This is a genomic window from Salmonella sp. WC3, assembly GCF_042932255.1.
Lineage (GTDB): Bacteria > Pseudomonadota > Gammaproteobacteria > Enterobacterales > Enterobacteriaceae > Salmonella > Salmonella enterica.
In genome coordinates this window covers 2,809,887-2,826,408 of record NZ_CP170629.1, presented here as the reverse complement: position 1 = coordinate 2,826,408, position 16,522 = coordinate 2,809,887, and the positions used below count along the sequence as shown (strand labels likewise).

Annotated in this window: 15 protein-coding genes and 3 pseudogenes; 12 read left to right on the top strand and 6 right to left on the bottom strand. The window is 51.8% G+C overall.

Going from position 1 to position 16,522, the window contains the following annotated elements; translation table 11 throughout:
• Positions 1 to 64 precede the first annotated feature (64 nt).
• The 3 genes from zwf to kdgA all read left to right on the top strand — a co-directional run bounded on the left by zwf (position 65) and on the right by kdgA (position 4,265).
• On the top strand, positions 65 to 1,540 hold the full coding sequence (gene zwf / locus ACFK9X_RS13755; protein WP_000301711.1) for a glucose-6-phosphate dehydrogenase: 1,476 nt from the start codon (positions 65 to 67) through the stop codon (positions 1,538 to 1,540).
• Between the two features lie 234 nt (positions 1,541 to 1,774).
• Entirely contained in the window at positions 1,775 to 3,586 is a 1,812-nt protein-coding gene (edd, locus tag ACFK9X_RS13750) for a phosphogluconate dehydratase (RefSeq protein ID WP_020839279.1), read from the top strand.
• Positions 3,587 to 3,623: 37 nt separating this feature from the next.
• Positions 3,624 to 4,265: a bifunctional 4-hydroxy-2-oxoglutarate aldolase/2-dehydro-3-deoxy-phosphogluconate aldolase gene (kdgA, locus tag ACFK9X_RS13745; RefSeq protein ID WP_151116750.1), complete on the top strand. Its 642-nt coding sequence runs from the start codon at positions 3,624 to 3,626 to the stop codon at positions 4,263 to 4,265.
• Between the two features lie 99 nt (positions 4,266 to 4,364).
• On the opposite strand, the gene purT is transcribed toward kdgA, so the two are convergent.
• Positions 4,365 to 5,543: a formate-dependent phosphoribosylglycinamide formyltransferase gene (gene purT, locus ACFK9X_RS13740; protein ID WP_000173416.1), complete on the bottom strand. Its 1,179-nt coding sequence runs from the start codon at positions 5,541 to 5,543 to the stop codon at positions 4,365 to 4,367.
• A 130-nt stretch (positions 5,544 to 5,673) separates the two neighbouring features.
• On the opposite strand from purT, the gene yebG reads away from it, so the two are divergent.
• The 4 genes from yebG (at position 5,674) to ptrB (ending at position 9,402) form a co-directional block, all read left to right on the top strand.
• Entirely contained in the window at positions 5,674 to 5,964 is a 291-nt protein-coding gene (gene yebG / locus ACFK9X_RS13735) for a DNA damage-inducible protein YebG (RefSeq protein ID WP_000257723.1), read from the top strand.
• Positions 5,965 to 6,031: 67 nt separating this feature from the next.
• Positions 6,032 to 6,385: a protein YebF gene (gene yebF, locus ACFK9X_RS13730; protein WP_001042123.1), complete on the top strand. Its 354-nt coding sequence runs from the start codon at positions 6,032 to 6,034 to the stop codon at positions 6,383 to 6,385.
• A gap of 93 nt (positions 6,386 to 6,478) precedes the next feature.
• Positions 6,479 to 7,138 carry a tellurite resistance TerB family protein gene (locus ACFK9X_RS13725; RefSeq protein ID WP_000024707.1) on the top strand — a complete coding sequence of 220 codons (660 nt, stop codon included), beginning with the start codon at positions 6,479 to 6,481 and terminating at the stop codon, positions 7,136 to 7,138.
• Positions 7,139 to 7,350: 212 nt separating this feature from the next.
• The gene (ptrB, locus tag ACFK9X_RS13720) at positions 7,351 to 9,402 is read left to right on the top strand and encodes an oligopeptidase B (protein ID WP_000936997.1); all 2,052 of its coding nucleotides are present in this window, start codon (positions 7,351 to 7,353) and stop codon (positions 9,400 to 9,402) included.
• A 34-nt stretch (positions 9,403 to 9,436) separates the two neighbouring features.
• Here ptrB and exoX read toward each other — a convergent pair whose 3' ends face one another.
• The 3 genes from exoX to ACFK9X_RS13705 all read right to left on the bottom strand — a co-directional run bounded on the left by exoX (position 9,437) and on the right by ACFK9X_RS13705 (position 11,153).
• Positions 9,437 to 10,135 (bottom strand): exodeoxyribonuclease X, encoded by a 699-nt coding sequence (gene exoX / locus ACFK9X_RS13715; RefSeq protein WP_151116749.1) that lies wholly within the window; start codon positions 10,133 to 10,135, stop codon positions 9,437 to 9,439.
• A 23-nt stretch (positions 10,136 to 10,158) separates the two neighbouring features.
• Positions 10,159 to 10,815, bottom strand: coding sequence for a carbon-nitrogen hydrolase family protein (locus tag ACFK9X_RS13710; RefSeq protein WP_000100249.1), 657 nt, complete (start codon positions 10,813 to 10,815; stop codon positions 10,159 to 10,161).
• 107 nt (positions 10,816 to 10,922) lie between these two features.
• Positions 10,923 to 11,153 (bottom strand): DNA polymerase III subunit theta, encoded by a 231-nt coding sequence (locus ACFK9X_RS13705; RefSeq protein ID WP_000856224.1) that lies wholly within the window; start codon positions 11,151 to 11,153, stop codon positions 10,923 to 10,925.
• A gap of 137 nt (positions 11,154 to 11,290) precedes the next feature.
• On the opposite strand from ACFK9X_RS13705, the gene yobA reads away from it, so the two are divergent.
• Genes yobA through ACFK9X_RS13690 form a run of 3 tightly spaced genes read left to right on the top strand, consistent with a single transcriptional unit; the run spans position 11,291 to position 12,911 of the window.
• Entirely contained in the window at positions 11,291 to 11,665 is a 375-nt protein-coding gene (gene yobA, locus ACFK9X_RS13700; RefSeq protein WP_151116747.1) for a CopC domain-containing protein YobA, read from the top strand.
• On the top strand, positions 11,666 to 12,541 hold the full coding sequence (copD, locus tag ACFK9X_RS13695) for a copper homeostasis membrane protein CopD (RefSeq protein ID WP_151116745.1): 876 nt from the start codon (positions 11,666 to 11,668) through the stop codon (positions 12,539 to 12,541).
• A 16-nt stretch (positions 12,542 to 12,557) separates the two neighbouring features.
• On the top strand, positions 12,558 to 12,911 hold the full coding sequence (locus ACFK9X_RS13690; RefSeq protein WP_000722368.1) for a YebY family protein: 354 nt from the start codon (positions 12,558 to 12,560) through the stop codon (positions 12,909 to 12,911).
• A gap of 382 nt (positions 12,912 to 13,293) precedes the next feature.
• On the opposite strand, the gene ACFK9X_RS13685 is transcribed toward ACFK9X_RS13690, so the two are convergent.
• Positions 13,294 to 14,373 (bottom strand): tyrosine-type recombinase/integrase, encoded by a 1,080-nt coding sequence (locus ACFK9X_RS13685; protein WP_017466154.1) that lies wholly within the window; start codon positions 14,371 to 14,373, stop codon positions 13,294 to 13,296.
• A gap of 29 nt (positions 14,374 to 14,402) precedes the next feature.
• Positions 14,403 to 15,407, bottom strand: a pseudogene (locus tag ACFK9X_RS13680) (exonuclease VIII); the annotation flags it as partial.
• A 138-nt stretch (positions 15,408 to 15,545) separates the two neighbouring features.
• Here ACFK9X_RS13680 and ACFK9X_RS13675 point away from each other — a divergent pair.
• Positions 15,546 to 15,794: pseudogene (locus tag ACFK9X_RS13675) on the top strand (glycoside hydrolase family 19 protein); the annotation flags it as partial.
• Positions 15,791 to 16,325 (top strand): annotated as a pseudogene (locus tag ACFK9X_RS13670) (DUF2514 domain-containing protein). The pseudogenes ACFK9X_RS13675 and ACFK9X_RS13670, both read left to right, overlap by 4 nt.
• Positions 16,326 to 16,522 lie beyond the last annotated feature (197 nt).

Sequence of the window (16,522 nt, the reverse complement as noted above, 5' to 3'; positions counted from 1 at the left end):
CTGTGTAATAAAATTACAACGATATCCTGGCTAAAGTACCAGGAGATTAACTGAGGAGAATGACATGGCGGTAACGCAAACAGCCCAGGCATGTGACCTGGTCATTTTCGGCGCGAAAGGCGACCTGGCGCGCCGGAAACTGCTGCCTTCCCTGTATCAGCTTGAGAAAGCCGGCCAGATCCATCCGGATACCCGGATCATTGGGGTGGGGCGCGCGGACTGGGATAAAGAAGCTTATACCCACGTCGTGCGTGAGGCGCTGGAAACCTTCATGAAGGAAAAAATTGATGAAGGCTTGTGGGATACGCTGAGCGGCCGTCTGGATTTTTGTAATCTTGACGTTAACGATACGCCTGCGTTCAGTCGCCTGGGCGATATGCTGGATCAAAAAAACCGTACCACCATTAACTATTTTGCGATGCCGCCCAGCACGTTTGGCGCTATTTGCAAAGGGTTAGGGGAGGCTAAACTCAACGCCAAACCGGCGCGTGTCGTGATGGAGAAACCGTTGGGTACTTCGCTGGCGACCTCGCGTGAGATTAACGATCGGGTCGGCGAATACTTTGAAGAGTGCCAAGTATATCGTATCGACCACTATCTGGGCAAAGAAACGGTTCTCAACCTGCTGGCTCTGCGTTTTGCCAACTCGTTATTCGTTAATAACTGGGATAACCGCACTATCGATCACGTTGAGATTACCGTAGCGGAAGAGGTGGGGATTGAAGGGCGCTGGGGATACTTTGACCAGGCCGGTCAGATGCGCGATATGATCCAGAACCACTTGCTGCAAATTCTCTGCATGATTGCCATGTCACCGCCGTCTGACCTGAGCGCCGACAGTATTCGCGATGAAAAAGTCAAAGTGTTGAAATCGCTGCGCCGTATTGATCGCTCCAACGTGCGTGAAAAAACGGTTCGTGGTCAATACACCGCTGGCTTTGCGCAGGGTCAAAAGGTGCCGGGCTATCTGGAAGAAGAGGGCGCGAATAAAAGCAGCAACACCGAAACGTTCGTCGCGATCCGCGTCGACATCGATAACTGGCGTTGGGCGGGCGTGCCATTCTATCTGCGTACCGGCAAGCGTCTGCCAACCAAGTGCTCTGAAGTCGTGGTTTATTTCAAGACGCCTGAACTGAATCTCTTTAAAGAGTCCTGGCAAGACCTGCCGCAGAACAAATTGACGATTCGCCTGCAGCCGGATGAAGGCGTAGATATTCAGGTGCTTAACAAAGTACCGGGGCTGGATCATAAGCATAATCTGCAGATCACGAAGCTTGATCTGAGCTACTCCGAGACCTTTAATCAGACGCACCTGGCGGATGCATATGAGCGCCTGCTGCTGGAAACGATGCGTGGCATTCAGGCGCTGTTTGTCCGCCGTGACGAAGTGGAAGAAGCCTGGAAGTGGGTGGACTCCATTACCGAAGCATGGGCGATGGACAACGACGCGCCGAAGCCGTATCAGGCGGGCACCTGGGGACCGGTAGCGTCCGTGGCGATGATTACCCGTGACGGTCGTTCGTGGAATGAGTTTGAGTAAATTTGCCACTCACTCTTAGGTGGTATTTTACCGGTAACATGATCTAACACAGATTGTAGAATCATTTTTGCACTTTTAAGCCTCGTGTGGATTCACCTGCGAGGCTTTTTTTATTACACTGCCTGAAACGATTTTGCTCCATTATCACCGGACATCATGTATTTCACTGTCTTTCCACATTGATGAAACGCATGGTAAACCCGGTAGCCGGACAGATAAATTTCAGGAGCCTCTATGAATCCTAATTTGTTACGCGTAACACAGCGTATTGTCGAACGCTCGAAGCAGACCCGAGAAGCCTATCTTGCCCGCATTGAGCAGGCGAAAACCGCCACGGTCCACCGATCTCAACTGGCCTGCGGCAACCTGGCGCATGGCTTCGCCGCCTGTCAGCCAGAGGACAAAGCCTCGCTGAAAAGTATGTTGCGCAATAATATCGCCATTATTACCTCCTACAATGACATGCTCTCTGCGCATCAACCGTATGAACATTATCCGCAGATTATTCGTCAGGCCCTGCATTCCGTGAATGCGGTAGGTCAGGTCGCAGGCGGCGTACCGGCAATGTGCGATGGCGTTACGCAAGGGCAGGATGGCATGGAGTTGTCATTACTCAGCCGCGAAGTGATAGCGATGTCGGCAGCAGTAGGCCTCTCTCACAATATGTTTGACGGCGCGTTATTCCTCGGCGTATGCGACAAAATCGTTCCGGGGCTGGCGATGGCCGCGCTCTCTTTTGGTCATTTACCCGCGATTTTTGTTCCGTCAGGCCCGATGGCGAGCGGCCTGCCGAATAAAGAAAAAGTCCGTATTCGTCAGCTATATGCGGAAGGAAAAGTAGACAGAATGGCGCTGCTGGAGTCGGAAGCCGCCTCTTACCATGCGCCGGGCACCTGTACATTTTACGGCACCGCCAACACCAACCAGATGGTGGTGGAGTTTATGGGAATGCAGTTGCCGGGTTCTTCGTTTGTGCATCCGGATGCGCCGCTGCGCGAGGCATTGACTGCCGCTGCCGCACGTCAGGTAACACGTCTTACCGGCAACGGCAATACGTGGATGCCGCTCGGTAAAATGATCGACGAAAAAGTCGTGGTGAACGGCATTGTCGCGCTGCTGGCTACCGGCGGCTCCACCAACCACACCATGCATCTGGTTGCAATGGCGCGCGCGGCGGGCATTCTGATCAACTGGGATGACTTCTCGGATTTGTCGGAAGTGGTTCCGTTGATGGCGCGTCTGTATCCGAACGGTCCGGCGGACATTAACCACTTCCAGGCGGCGGGCGGCGTACCGGTATTGATGCGTGAGCTGCTCAATGCCGGATTGCTGCACGAAGACGTTAATACTGTCGCAGGCTTCGGCCTGAAACGCTATACGCTGGAGCCCTGGCTCAACAACGGCGAGCTGGACTGGCGTGAAGGCGCGGAAAGGTCACTGGATAACGATGTCATTGCCTCTTTTGATAAGCCGTTCTCTCCTCACGGCGGTACTAAGGTGCTAAGCGGTAATCTGGGGCGCGCAGTAATGAAGACGTCTGCGGTACCGGTTGAAAACCAGATCATTGAAGCGCCTGCCATGGTATTTGAAAGTCAGCATGATGTGCTGCCTGCGTTTGACGCGGGCCTGCTTGACCGGGATTGTGTCGTTGTCGTGCGTCATCAGGGACCAAAAGCGAATGGAATGCCAGAATTACATAAACTCATGCCGCCACTTGGTGTATTATTGGACCGCCGTTTCAAAATCGCGTTAGTTACTGATGGACGACTTTCAGGCGCTTCGGGTAAAGTGCCTTCAGCTATCCACGTAACGCCGGAAGCCTACGATGGCGGCTTACTGGCAAAAGTGCGCGATGGCGACATCATTCGCGTGAATGGGCAGACAGGTGAGTTAACTCTGCTGGTCGACGAGGCGGAACTTGCCGCTCGTCAGCCTCATATTCCGGACCTGAGCGCGTCGCGCGTCGGAACGGGGCGTGAGTTGTTTGGCGCGCTGCGCGAAAAGCTGTCGGGTGCGGAGCAGGGCGCAACCTGTATCACTTTTTAAGATGACACACTAGTAATCAGGCGAGAGAAGAATTCCGATGAAAAACTGGAAAACAAGTGCAGAAGCAATCCTGACCACCGGCCCGGTTGTCCCGGTCATTGTAGTCAATAAACTGGAGCACGCGGTGCCGATGGCTAAAGCGCTGGTGGCCGGGGGCGTTCGCGTTCTGGAAGTGACTTTACGTACGGCCTGCGCGATGGATGCTATTCGCGCTATCGCTAAAGACGTGCCGGAAGCGATTGTCGGCGCCGGAACCGTTCTCAATCCGCAGCAGTTGGCGGCGGTGACGGAAGCGGGCGCGCAGTTTGCGATTAGCCCGGGACTGACTGAGCCACTGCTGAAAGCCGCGACGGCAGGCACTATCCCATTGATTCCCGGTATTAGCACCGTTTCTGAACTGATGTTGGGCATGGACTATGGTCTGAAAGAGTTCAAATTCTTCCCGGCGGAAGCGAATGGCGGCACTAAAGCGTTGCAGGCGATTGCCGGTCCGTTCTCTCAGGTACGTTTCTGCCCAACCGGCGGCATCTCTCCGGCAAACTATCGTAACTATCTGGCGCTGAAAAGCGTGTTGTGCATCGGCGGTTCCTGGCTGGTGCCGGCCGACGCGCTGGAAGCGGGTGATTACGATCGCATCACCAAACTGGCGCGCGAAGCGGTAGAAGGCGCGAAGCAGTAAGCCGTTAAATGCCCGATGGCGCTTGCTTATCGGGCTTACGAGTGGCGATCAGTCAGGTCTGATAAAAATGCGCTAACGTCGCCATCAGGCGATGGCGCATTAGCCTTTTACCGTCACGCGGCTGGCGGCCTTTTTCGCTCTTATCACCGCTTCTTCAACGTTTTCACCTGTCGCTAACGCTACACCAAGACGACGGGTGCCGTCGATCTCAGGCTTACCAAACAGCCGTACCTGCACTCCGGCCCCTACCGCCGCGTGTACATCATCAAACGTCACATTTTGACTGGTAAGCTGCGGCAGAATCACGGCCGAGGCAGCGGGACCATACTGGCGAATAGCGCCTATGGGCATTCCCAGAAAGGCGCGCACATGCAGCGCAAACTCAGAAAGATCCTGAGAAATCAACGTCACCATTCCGGTATCGTGCGGGCGAGGGGAGACTTCGCTGAAAATGACTTCATCGCCACAGACGAAGAGTTCAACGCCGAACAGACCATGACCGCCTAACGCCAGTACCACATGACGCGCAATCTCTTGCGCCCGCTTCAGCGCCAGTTCGCTCATCTGCTGTGGCTGCCAGGATTCGCGATAGTCGCCATCTTGCTGACGATGACCGACCGGCGCGCAGAAATGCACGCCATCGACGGCGCTAACGGTGAGCAGCGTAATTTCAAAATCAAATTTAACCACGCCTTCCACAATCACGCGACCCGCGCCAGCGCGTCCGCCCTGTTGAGCATATTCCCATGCCTGCGCGAGCTGTTCGGCCGAGCGGATAAAGCTCTGGCCTTTGCCGGAAGAGCTCATGACCGGTTTGACGATGCAAGGAAAACCCACTGCGGCTACCGCGTCATGAAAACTGGCCTCACTGTCGGCAAAGCGATACGTCGATGTCGGCAGACCTAATTCTTCTGCGGCGAGGCGACGGATCCCTTCGCGGTTCATCGTGAGCTGCGTTGCACGGGCGCAAGGCACGACATTCAGCCCTTCGTCCTCCAGCTCACGCAGCGTATCGGTGGCGATCGCTTCTATTTCCGGCACGATATAATGCGGTTTTTCCTCTGTAATCACATGACGTAGCGCCTCGCCGTCCAGCATATTAATGACGTGTGAACGGTGAGCCACATGCATGGCGGGAGCATCAGGATAGCGATCGACGGCGATAACCTCGATCCCCAGGCGTTGGCATTCAATCGCCACCTCTTTTCCCAATTCACCTGCCCCTAATAACATCACCCGCGTTGCTGCCGGACGCAGCGCAGTGCCTAATAGCGTCATATTTCTGTCCCCTTATTTACCTGCGCGCAGTATATACGAAAACGTTTGCGTATGTCTTTTCGAATAGATTGCTTTTCTTGCTGTCTTGCAATATACTGTATATAAACACAGGTAAATAAGGGGCTGCAAAATGGCGGTTGAAGTTAAATACGTAGTCATTCGCGAGGGTGAGGAGAAGATGTCATTTACCAGTAAAAAGGAAGCAGACGCCTGGGACAAAATGCTCGATACTGCCGATCTTCTTGATACCTGGCTTGAGCAGTCGCCAGTCGTGCTGGAAGATGGGCAGCGCGAGGCGTTGTCGCTGTGGCTGGCGGAACATAAAGAGGTGTTAAGTACTATCCTCAAAACCGGTAAGTTGCCTTCTCCGCAGGCGGTTGAAAAGGACGCCGCGAGTAAAACGAAAAAGCAAGCCGCCTGAACCCGTACTTGCGCTCCCGGCGTTTTGTACCATGCTTTTCCTGAATCATTGTGCTAAGGAGAAAAGTATGAATAAAAGAGGAGCGTTGTTGAGCCTGCTACTGTTATCCGCCAGCGTATCGGCATTTGCGGCATCCACCGAGAGTAAATCGGTTAAGTTTCCGCAGTGTGAAGGGCTGGATGCCGCCGGGATTGCGGCAAGCGTGAAGCGCGACTACCAGCAAAATCGTATCGTGCGGTGGGCCGACGACCAAAAAAAGGTCGGGCAGGCTGACCCGGTCGCGTGGGTTAATGTGCAGGACGTTGTAGGTCAAAATGATAAATGGACAGTTCCGCTAACTGTTCGCGGTAAAAGCGCCGATATTCATTATCAGGTCATCGTTGATTGCAAAGCCGGCAAGGCGGAATATAAGCCCCGCTAGCAGCGTAATTTGCGCTTCTTTTGCCGGAACAGACAATTCCTGACATCCCCTCAGGTACGCTTGACCATTATTGGTCTGTATTTGAGGGGTACTATGGCTAACTGGTTGAACCAATTACAATCACTTCTTGGGCAAAAAGGCGCTTCTGCATCGCCTTCCGGTGAACAGGGGTTAAATAAACTGCTGGTTCCCGGCGCGCTGGGCGGTCTGGCTGGACTGTTGGTCGCCAATAAGTCTTCGCGCAAATTATTAACCAAATACGGTACTGGCGCTTTGCTGGTGGGCGGCGGCGCGGTGGCGGGTTCCGTATTGTGGAATAAGTACAAAGATAAAGTACGCGCTGCGCATCAGGGGGAGCCGCAATTCGGCAGCCAAAGTACGCCGCTGGATGTTCGCACTGAGCGACTGATCCTGGCGCTGGTTTTTGCTGCAAAAAGCGATGGGCATATTGATGCCAAAGAACGCGCGGCGATTGAGCACCAACTGCGAGAATCAGGTGTGGAAGAGCAAGGGCGTGTGTTTATCGAGAAAGCTATTGAGCAGCCGCTTGATCCACAACGTCTGGCACAGGGCGTTCGCAATGAAGAAGAAGCTCTGGAAATCTACTTCCTGAGCTGCGCCGCCATTGATATTGACCACTTTATGGAACGTAGCTATCTGAATGCGTTAGGAGACGCACTAAAAATTCCTCAGGAGGTTCGGGACGGTATCGAGCAGGACTTGCAGCAGCAAAAACAGGCGCTACCAGGCTGATAACCTGCCATTAAGTAACATGTTTCGCTTGCATCATGCGTGTCTTTTGCCACCCTTATAGGATGGATAGTTTACGTCATTCATGTTGCAGGATAGCGGCGAAGCAGTGACATCTCAGGCGCTTACCGAGGTGAGCGACCGGGACTACCATGCTACGCCGCTATGTTTGCCGCGTGATATATAACAAATATTAACGCAAAAGAAAAAACGACATGTTGCCAAAAGCCAATCGAATTCCCTATGCCATGACCGTACATGGCGATACGCGCATTGATAATTATTACTGGCTGCGAGATGACACTCGCTCGCAGCCGGAAGTCCTTGATTACCTGCATCAGGAAAATGAGTATGGCCGGAAGGTCATGTCCTCTCAGCAGGCGTTACAGGACCGCATTCTAAAAGAAATTATCGATCGTATCCCGCCCAGAGAAGTTTCCGCTCCGTATGTGAAAAACGGCTATCGCTACCGTTATATCTATGAACCCGGCTGCGAATATGCCATCTATCAACGACAATCGGCGTTAAGCGAAGAGTGGAATGTGTGGGAAACCTTGCTCGATGCGAACCAGCGGGCCGCGCACAGCGAATTTTATACGCTCGGCGGGCTTGCCATTACGCCGGATAATACCATCATGGCGCTGGCAGAAGATTATTTATCCCGTCGTCAGTATGGGTTGCGTTTTCGTAACCTCGAAAGCGGTAACTGGTATCCGGAACTGCTGGATAACGTTGCGCCTGAATTTGTCTGGGCCAATGATTCCCTGACCCTTTACTATGTGCGTAAGCATAAGAAGACGCTGCTGCCCTATCAGGTTTGGCGGCACACGATTGGCACTCCGTCATCGCAAGATGAACTGGTATATGAGGAGAAAGACGATACCTTTTATGTCAGCCTGCATAAAACCACTTCGCAGCATTATGTGGTAATTCATCTTGCCAGCGCCACCACTAGCGAAGTGCTATTACTTGACGCGGAACTGGCCGATGCCGAGCCGTTTTCATTCTTACCGCGCCGCAAAGACCACGAATATAGTCTCGATCACTATCAACATAAGTTTTACCTGCGCTCTAACCGGAACGGTAAAAACTTTGGGTTGTACCGTACCCGCGTGCGCAATGAAAACGCCTGGGAAGAGCTGATCCCTCCGCGCGAGCATATTATGCTGGAAGGGTTTACCCTGTTTACCGACTGGTTAGTGGTCGAAGAGCGTCAACGGGGGCTTACCAGCCTGCGGCAAATTAACCGTAAAACCCGTGAAGTGATAGGCATTGCCTTTGACGATCCGGCTTACGTGACGTGGCTTGCCTATAATCCCGAACCTGAGACCTCCCGGCTGCGTTACGGCTATTCTTCAATGACGACGCCAGATACCTTGTTTGAACTGGATATGGATACCGGAGAACGACGGGTACTTAAACAGACGGAAGTGCCTGGGTTTGATTCTGGCTGTTATCAGAGCGAACACCTGTGGATCACCGCACGCGACGGCGTCGAAGTGCCAGTATCGCTGGTTTATCATCAGAAGTATTTTCGTAAAGGGCAAAATCCGCTTCTGGTTTACGGCTACGGATCTTACGGTTCCAGTATTGACGCCGACTTCAGCAGCAGCCGACTGAGCTTGCTGGATCGTGGCTTTGTTTACGCAATCGTACACGTTCGCGGCGGCGGTGAGCTGGGGCAGCAGTGGTATGAAGATGGCAAATTCCTCAAAAAGCGGAATACTTTTAATGACTATCTTGATGCCTGCGATGCCTTATTAAAACTGGGTTACGGTTCACCGTCGCTGTGTTATGGGATGGGCGGGAGCGCGGGCGGAATGCTAATGGGCGTCGCTATCAACGAACGCCCCGAGCTTTTCCACGGCGTTATTGCCCAGGTACCCTTTGTTGATGTATTAACCACGATGCTGGATGAGTCGATCCCACTAACGACAGGAGAGTTTGAAGAGTGGGGGAACCCGCAGGATATTGAGTATTATGACTATATGAAAAGCTATAGTCCTTATGACAATGTCAAAGCGCAGGACTATCCGCACCTGCTGGTGACGACAGGATTGCACGATTCCCAGGTGCAATACTGGGAACCGGCGAAGTGGGTGGCAAAATTACGCGAGCTAAAAACGGACCAACGTCTGCTGCTGCTATGTACGGATATGGACTCCGGGCACGGTGGTAAGTCGGGGCGGTTTAAATCCTACGAAGGCGTCGCGCTGGAGTTCGCCTTTTTAATCGGCCTGGCGCAGGGAACCTTACATAGCGCATAGACGCGCGCCCGCAACGGCTTGTGAGCGTCGCGGGTTATTGTGGTGTTCCATTGCTGCGTTGCTCGCCAGCCTGAACATCTTCCAGGTAGTGTTTAAGCGTCAGGCGAAGTTCCGGGCTCATATTATCAAGGTTATTAAAAAGCCAGCGTAAATAGCCCGGATCGCGTTTTGCGACTTCAGATACCGCCTTACCGCGGTATTTACCGAACGAGAAAGTGGTTAACAGCGCAGGACGGCCCGTGATATTGACCATCTCTTCCGCGGTCCAGCCGGTGGTTCGCATAATATCAATCAGCAAGGCGGCGGTGATATAGCAATCATAAAGCGCCCGGTGATGATGCAGCCCCGGCGGCGTTTGTACGCTTAGTTTACGCGATTTATAGAGCGCCATATTGCTGTATTTTATTCCCGGCCACAGGCGTCGCGACAACTTCATGGTACAGATCCACTCACCCGGCAATTCAGGTAATACGCGTCTGTCGAAACTGGCATTGTGAGCGACATACCACTCACTACCGTAATAAAGCGGTATGACATCTTCAAGCCACGGCTTATCGGCGACCATGGCTTCGGTAATACGGTGTATCGCCATCGCCTGCGGCGTAATAGGGCGATCGGGGCGTATCAGGTGACTCATGGGATTGACAATGTTGCCATCAATGACATCAACAGAGGCTATCTCTACGATCCCGCCCTGCAGCCCGCAGGTTTCCGTGTCTATAATCCGCAACATGATTCATTCCTCACCGAAAGACCTTAGCGTAATGGAATGATATCGCCTTGCCAACCCTCCGTTGTGCGCAGGCCCGTCAGTAATAGCGAACCGCAATCGGCACGAACAATAAGTTGCCCGCTTTCATCCCACAGAGCGCTACTGCCACAGGCATTGGCCATCAGTACGGCCAGCGCATATTTATGCGAAAAACGTTGTAAGCGTGAGGTAGAAGCATGGAGTTCAGGTTCGTTAAGACATTGACTGGTTGTGAATAACGTAAATGAGGGATCTATATCACCACCTTCTGGCTGCTCATCCACCACGTTGATAGCGCTTCGCTGCCTGGCAATACAGGCGCCATGACTTTTGTGAAACATGAGCGGCGACGTTAGCCATGGGGCAAAAATAGCGATGCCTTTTACGAAGCGGCAGTTATGCTCAACAGGCATACCCACAATGATAGTCATATGGTGGGTATCGGCCGCATGAGTGAGCGGCTGTAAAAGCGCCTCGTCAGGCGGGGCGGGCAACGGTTTATTTCTTTCGTCGCAGCCTAATAGCGACAGCGACGGAAAGACCAGCAGTTCGCACTGTTGACGAGCCGCAAGCTCAATATATTCCAGATGATGGGCGACATGCTCCGCCGGCGAGGCGTTCAGGGGCGCATACTGCGCAGCAGCAATTTTCCAGGAGGACATAATGACTTCCTTTTCATAGTCTCTACAGCCATTCTAAAAAGCATAGGTTAAGAATCGCCTTATAATGTAGTCGTCTGCATGTAAGGAAGTGTAACGTTATATAATTTTTATTTAACTTTGGGTTCGTAAGGGAGTCGGGATAGTGATACGGAAGCCAGACGATGGGCAATCAGCCGCTCACGAAACCAGGCGCGTAGATGCTCTGGCTGCTCACGTTCGACCGCCTCCGCGACAACTGGCATATTGTAGCGCTCTTTAAATGCCACCCCGGCTGCCGCCAGGTCCACATTGACTTTATCCATTTCCGCTTGTTCAAGCTGAGCCAGATTTGTTTTCATACGTGTCTCCTTTTTTGTTGCCGCCAGAAGGTACTAAGAGTCCGCGGTAATGGCAAGATGGAAATGATGATCCTCGACTCATTGATTGTTGAAGGTTATTCTTTGTAACGTAGGTATAACAAAAAGGAATAGTGAATATGGCTTCTTCTGCACGATTGCGACGTTTAGCTTTACTGCTGCTGACATCGACATTTGCGACGCCAGCGGCCTGGGCACATGCGCACCTGACGCATCAGTATCCAGCGGCGAATGCTGCCGTTACGGCCTCGCCACAGGCGCTGACCCTGAACTTTTCTGAAGGGATTGAGCCAGGGTTCAGCGGCGCAACCATTACTGGCCCTCAGCAAGAGCTCATCAAAACGCGCCCGGCAAAGCGAAATGAACAGGATAAAACGCAGTTGATTATCCCGCTTGAGCAGCCGTTAAAATCTGGCGCTTACACGGTAGACTGGCACGTTGTGTCGGTGGATGGACATAAAACAAAAGGGAAATACACCTTCAGCGTGAAATAAATGATGCTGACATTCGTCTGGATAACTCTCCGATTTATTCATTTTGCTAGTGTGATGCTGGTCTACGGCTGCGCGCTTTACGGCGCCTGGCTGGCACCCGCACCAATTCGTCGTTTAATGACGCATCGATTTTTACATCTGCAACGACATGCCGCCGCCTGGAGCGTTATCAGCGCGGCTTTTATGCTGGCGATTCAGGGCGGGCTGATGGGCGGCGGCTGGCCCGATGTTTTTTCCGTCTCGGTGTGGGGCGCGGTACTGCAAACCCGCTTTGGCGCGGTCTGGATATGGCAAATTATCCTCGCGCTGGTCACGCTGGCGGTGGTAGTCATTGCGCCGGTAAAAATGCAACGACGGCTTCTTATTCTAACCGTTGCTCAGTTTATCCTGCTGGCAGGCGTTGGACATGCGACGATGCGCGACGGTGTAGCGGGAACATTACAGCAGATTAACCATGCTCTGCATTTACTCTGTGCCGCTGCCTGGTTTGGTGGGCTGTTGCCAGTGGTTTATTGTATGCGCATGGCTCAGGGACGCTGGCGTCAACATGCTATTAGCGCCATGATGCGTTTTTCTCGTTATGGTCACTTTTTTGTGGCGGGCGTATTGCTCACAGGCATTGGCAACACGCTATTTATCACGGGATTTACCGCTATCTGGCAGACCACCTATGGACAGTTGCTTTTGTTAAAATGTGCGCTGGTCGTGCTTATGGTAGCAATTGCGTTGACGAATCGGTATGTTCTCGTACCACGTATGCGACTGGAAAATCCCCGGACTGACCTATGGTTTGTCAGGATGGCGCAAATTGAATGGGGAGTTGGAGGCATAGTTCTGGCGATCGTCAGCCTGTTTGCAACCCTCGAACCTTTTTGATGGACTGGCATAACGAATGAAAAAAATACTCCTTCCGGCGCTTCTGCTGGCCACTTCGGGCGTAGCGTTGGCGGCGCCGCAGGTGATTACCGTAAGTCGTTTTGAAGTAGGAAAAGACAAGTGGGCGTTTAATCGGGAAGAGGTCATGTTGACCTGTCGGCCTGGCCAGGCGCTCTATGTGATCAACCCCAGTACGCTGGTGCAGTATCCCTTGAATGCCATTGCCGAACAGCAAGTAGCGGAGGGTAAAACGCGCGCTCAGCCTATTGCCGTCATTCAAATCGATAACCCGGCGAAGCCCGGTGAGAAAATGAGTCTGGCGCCGTTTATCGAACGTGCGCAAAAGCTTTGTGATCCATCCAATAGCTGACTGATTTTTAATAAAAAACCGTAAACCTTCACGAAAAGGCTTACGGTTTTTTTATCTCTGATGACAGACAAAACGCCAGGTTTTTTCAATCACCTTCGTCGCAAACTGGAAAACCTGGCGTCGTCATCTATTCTTAAAGGGCAAGGCGATTTAGCCTGCATTAATGCCAACTTTTAGCGCACGGCTCTCTCCCAAGAGCCATTTCCCTGGACCGAATACAGGAATCGTATTCGGTCTCTTTTTATTTTTCTTATAAAACAATCGCTTACGATCCGTTTTCCGAAATTTTCCGAAATTTTTCCGAATTTCTGTATTCCGGTCTTTTTGGTTATATCACAATCAAATTAAATTTAACATTTATTTCACAACGAAAATTGGAGTATTAGAGCATCATATAAGCTTTATCATCACGCTCATCGAGATAGAGTTTCGTGGTGTTCGCTGATGTGTGGCCCAGGAGTTTTTGGGCGAACACCTCGCCGTGCTCGTTTTTGTACAGCCGTCCGGCCAGACTTCGGATCTCGTGAAATGTCGGTGGATTATTGCTGAAGTTAACACCGGAGGCTTTTCTTGCTTTTACAAATGTCTTTGTCAATCCATCCGGATGAATATTCCCGGTTGGGCTATTTTTCCTGATTCCGGCACTGATCATGAAATCAGTGCGGCTTACCAGTCGGCAGCGATCGATTACCGTTCCCAGACGTAACCCCGTCGCCCGAAGTGTCAGGGAGAGGGGAATGGCTATTTTCATTCCGGTTTTAATCTGAGTTACGTATAAGCGGTTGTCAACAACATCACTAAATTTCATATTTACGATATCCTCCCTACGTTGACCAGTAACCAGCGCGAGATCCATCGCAAGAGGAAACCACACAGGCAGATGTTCTGCCGCCGTCCGCGTGGCGTTATATGTTTCCAGTTGCAGGCGTTCCCTGGCAACCTTAATCTCTGGTATCCGGGTTGCTTCCACCGGGTTTTTCACAATATGCCCTTCGACAATAGCCTCTCTGAACATGTCAGATAGAACTGATCTCATTGCTCCCGCCATAGTCTTTTTTCCCTCGGTTATCCACGACTCAAGAAACTTGGCAATGTGCCGGGTTGTTACTTCTGCCAGTATTATTTCTCCCATTTTTTCGCGTACGGTCGCTAATTGATTACTGCGAATCTTGTAGGTATTAACCGACAGACTCCGGCGCTGTAATAAAACCTCATAGCGATCAATCCATGCGGACACAGTGAATGAGTCCGTTCCTTTTAGTTTTTCAATAAGCGCCACTGGCGTGTGGTTTTGCGCTATGAAGTTGTTTGCCTCTATGGCCTGTGTGATAGCGTCCCTGCGGGCGATCTGACCGAGCGGAAATTCCTTGTCAGTTACCGGGTTACGCCAGAAAAAAGATTTACTGGCCTTACGGTAGGTGAGGTACCTCGGAAGGTTAGCATCGTACTTTTTTCGACTCACTAATCAACTTCTCCAGCAATGCACTTGGTTAACGCCATCACACTCTGGTACATAAGTTCGATTTTCCGGCCTTCTTCTGCCGTAAGCACGGTTCTTCCTGTCCGGGCGCACTCTTCCAGAAAGGTTTTCTCTTCTTCTTTTCCTGCGCTGGTACGGCGGTTAAATTCCGGAGCGATGATGAAGCGTTTACTGAACTCCTCTGGTTCCAGTATCCGGCAGTGAAAAGCCGTTCCTGTATCGAGAGTCTTTGTTTTCTCCGTGTCCACGGGGGCATTTTTACGCCACAGATAAATTGCTGGTGTGTCTGCGATATCGTCAAGCTGTGATTTACTGACGCCGGGGCCAGCGTGATACGCCTCGTTAGGGATGTCATAGTAAATACCTGGCTGTATATTATCAGGGACAGTGAAATTTCCGTTTTCTACGGGATCTGCCGCTTCGCCAGCTTCATCACCGCCAGTACCTGATCCACCGTCCGTTGTAATTTCCTGTCCTGTATCGCCAGCCGTTTCCTGCTGGTTGCTCTCTTTCGGCGTTTCTCCATCTCTTTCTGTTCTGGCTTCCGTTTTTTCGGTCTGGTTTGAGGGGGGCGGGAATAGCGCTGATACATCGAAAGTCCCGTCCGCGTTTCTGGTGACAGCCTCCGGCTCTGCTGCTGGTTGTTTTTCCTCCGGCACCACTTCTTCTTTTTCACCCTGATTTGAGGCGCTGTAATTGTTATGAACCCACTTCGGATCGTTCGGGTCGCTGATGTCTTCGACATATTCACCGCGCGCGGCTGCCAGTTGTTTACCAACATCAACCGGGTTTTTGGGTGGAATGTTTTTACGTGCTTCGTGCAGTTCTGCCCGTATTTTCTGGTAGCCTGCTTCTGTCTGGCTTACAGGTGGTTCATTCTCCAGCGGCTGTGGGTCCGGATGATGTTCAGTTGTGTCCTGTTCCACTGCTTCAGGCGTTGCTGGTTCATCTGCCAGTTCGCCTGTCGGTTGCTGTTTTTCTTCATCACACTGAAATCTCCCTGCCTCAATATCCCGCAGACATTTGCCCGCCTGACTAAGCCTTGCTGCATTTTCTTAATGGGTTGTTGGGGTGTTATCAGGCACATATTCGTACCAGTCCGGATCGCGAACGCCATGAACGGCAAGAAAGCTTTCGCACCACGTTCGGCGAAGATCAGGATTACCGGGCTGGAGAATTACACCAGATGTGGCGTTGCACTGAAACTGGATCTAGTGGCGAATCCAGGACAGCTTGAGCTAGAACGTCATGCCGCCCGATCCGCAGCGTGGCTTTTTGTGACTAAAGGGTGTCTGAAATATTCCGGCGACTTGGTACGAGTTACGCAGATCATCAACGGAGGGCGGAACGGCATCGGTGATCGGCGGGAGCGCTTTGAGAAAGCAAAATCGGTGCTGGTATGAGTCTGTTATCTGCTCTTCTGAAAAGATACTGGTTGCAGCTGGTGTTTATTTTGCTGATGGCTGGTGCGTTTATCGCCGGTAATGTCTGGAGTGACAGGGGCTGGCAAAAAAAATGGGCAGATCGCGACAGCACTGAATCCTCTCAGGAAGTCAACGCCCAGATCGCCGCCCGTATTATTGAACAGGGCCGCGTTATTGCCCGTGATGAGGCTGTGAAAGATGCACAAGCGCAAGCCGCTAAATCTGCTGCCACTGCTGCTGGCCTGTCTGCCACTGTTAGCCAGCTGCGTACCGAAGCAAAAAAAACTTGCCACCCGCCTGGACGCCGCAAAGCACACCGCAAATCTTGCTGCTGCCGTCAGAAGCAAAACAACCAACGCCGACGCCAGAATGCTTGCCAACATGCTCGGAGATATTGCAGAAGAAGCTAAACATTATGCTGGAATCGCTGACGAGCGCTACCGGGCAGGAATGACGTGTGAACGAGTATATGATTCGGTGAGAGAGTCAAATAATTACAGGAGGCATTGAAACTCCCTCTGTAATATTGCTGTAAAAAAGTGACTACATATCATCAGATGGAACCAGATGAATAAGAACAGGTTTTTCACCAGATGAAACTGATAAGTACTCACTCAGTTTTGATATAGCTGAAATCTGTCTGAATAACCTGTCGGGGTGCTGGAATAACAACTTTCCGGAAATTCTTCTGCAATGGATTTTAATTT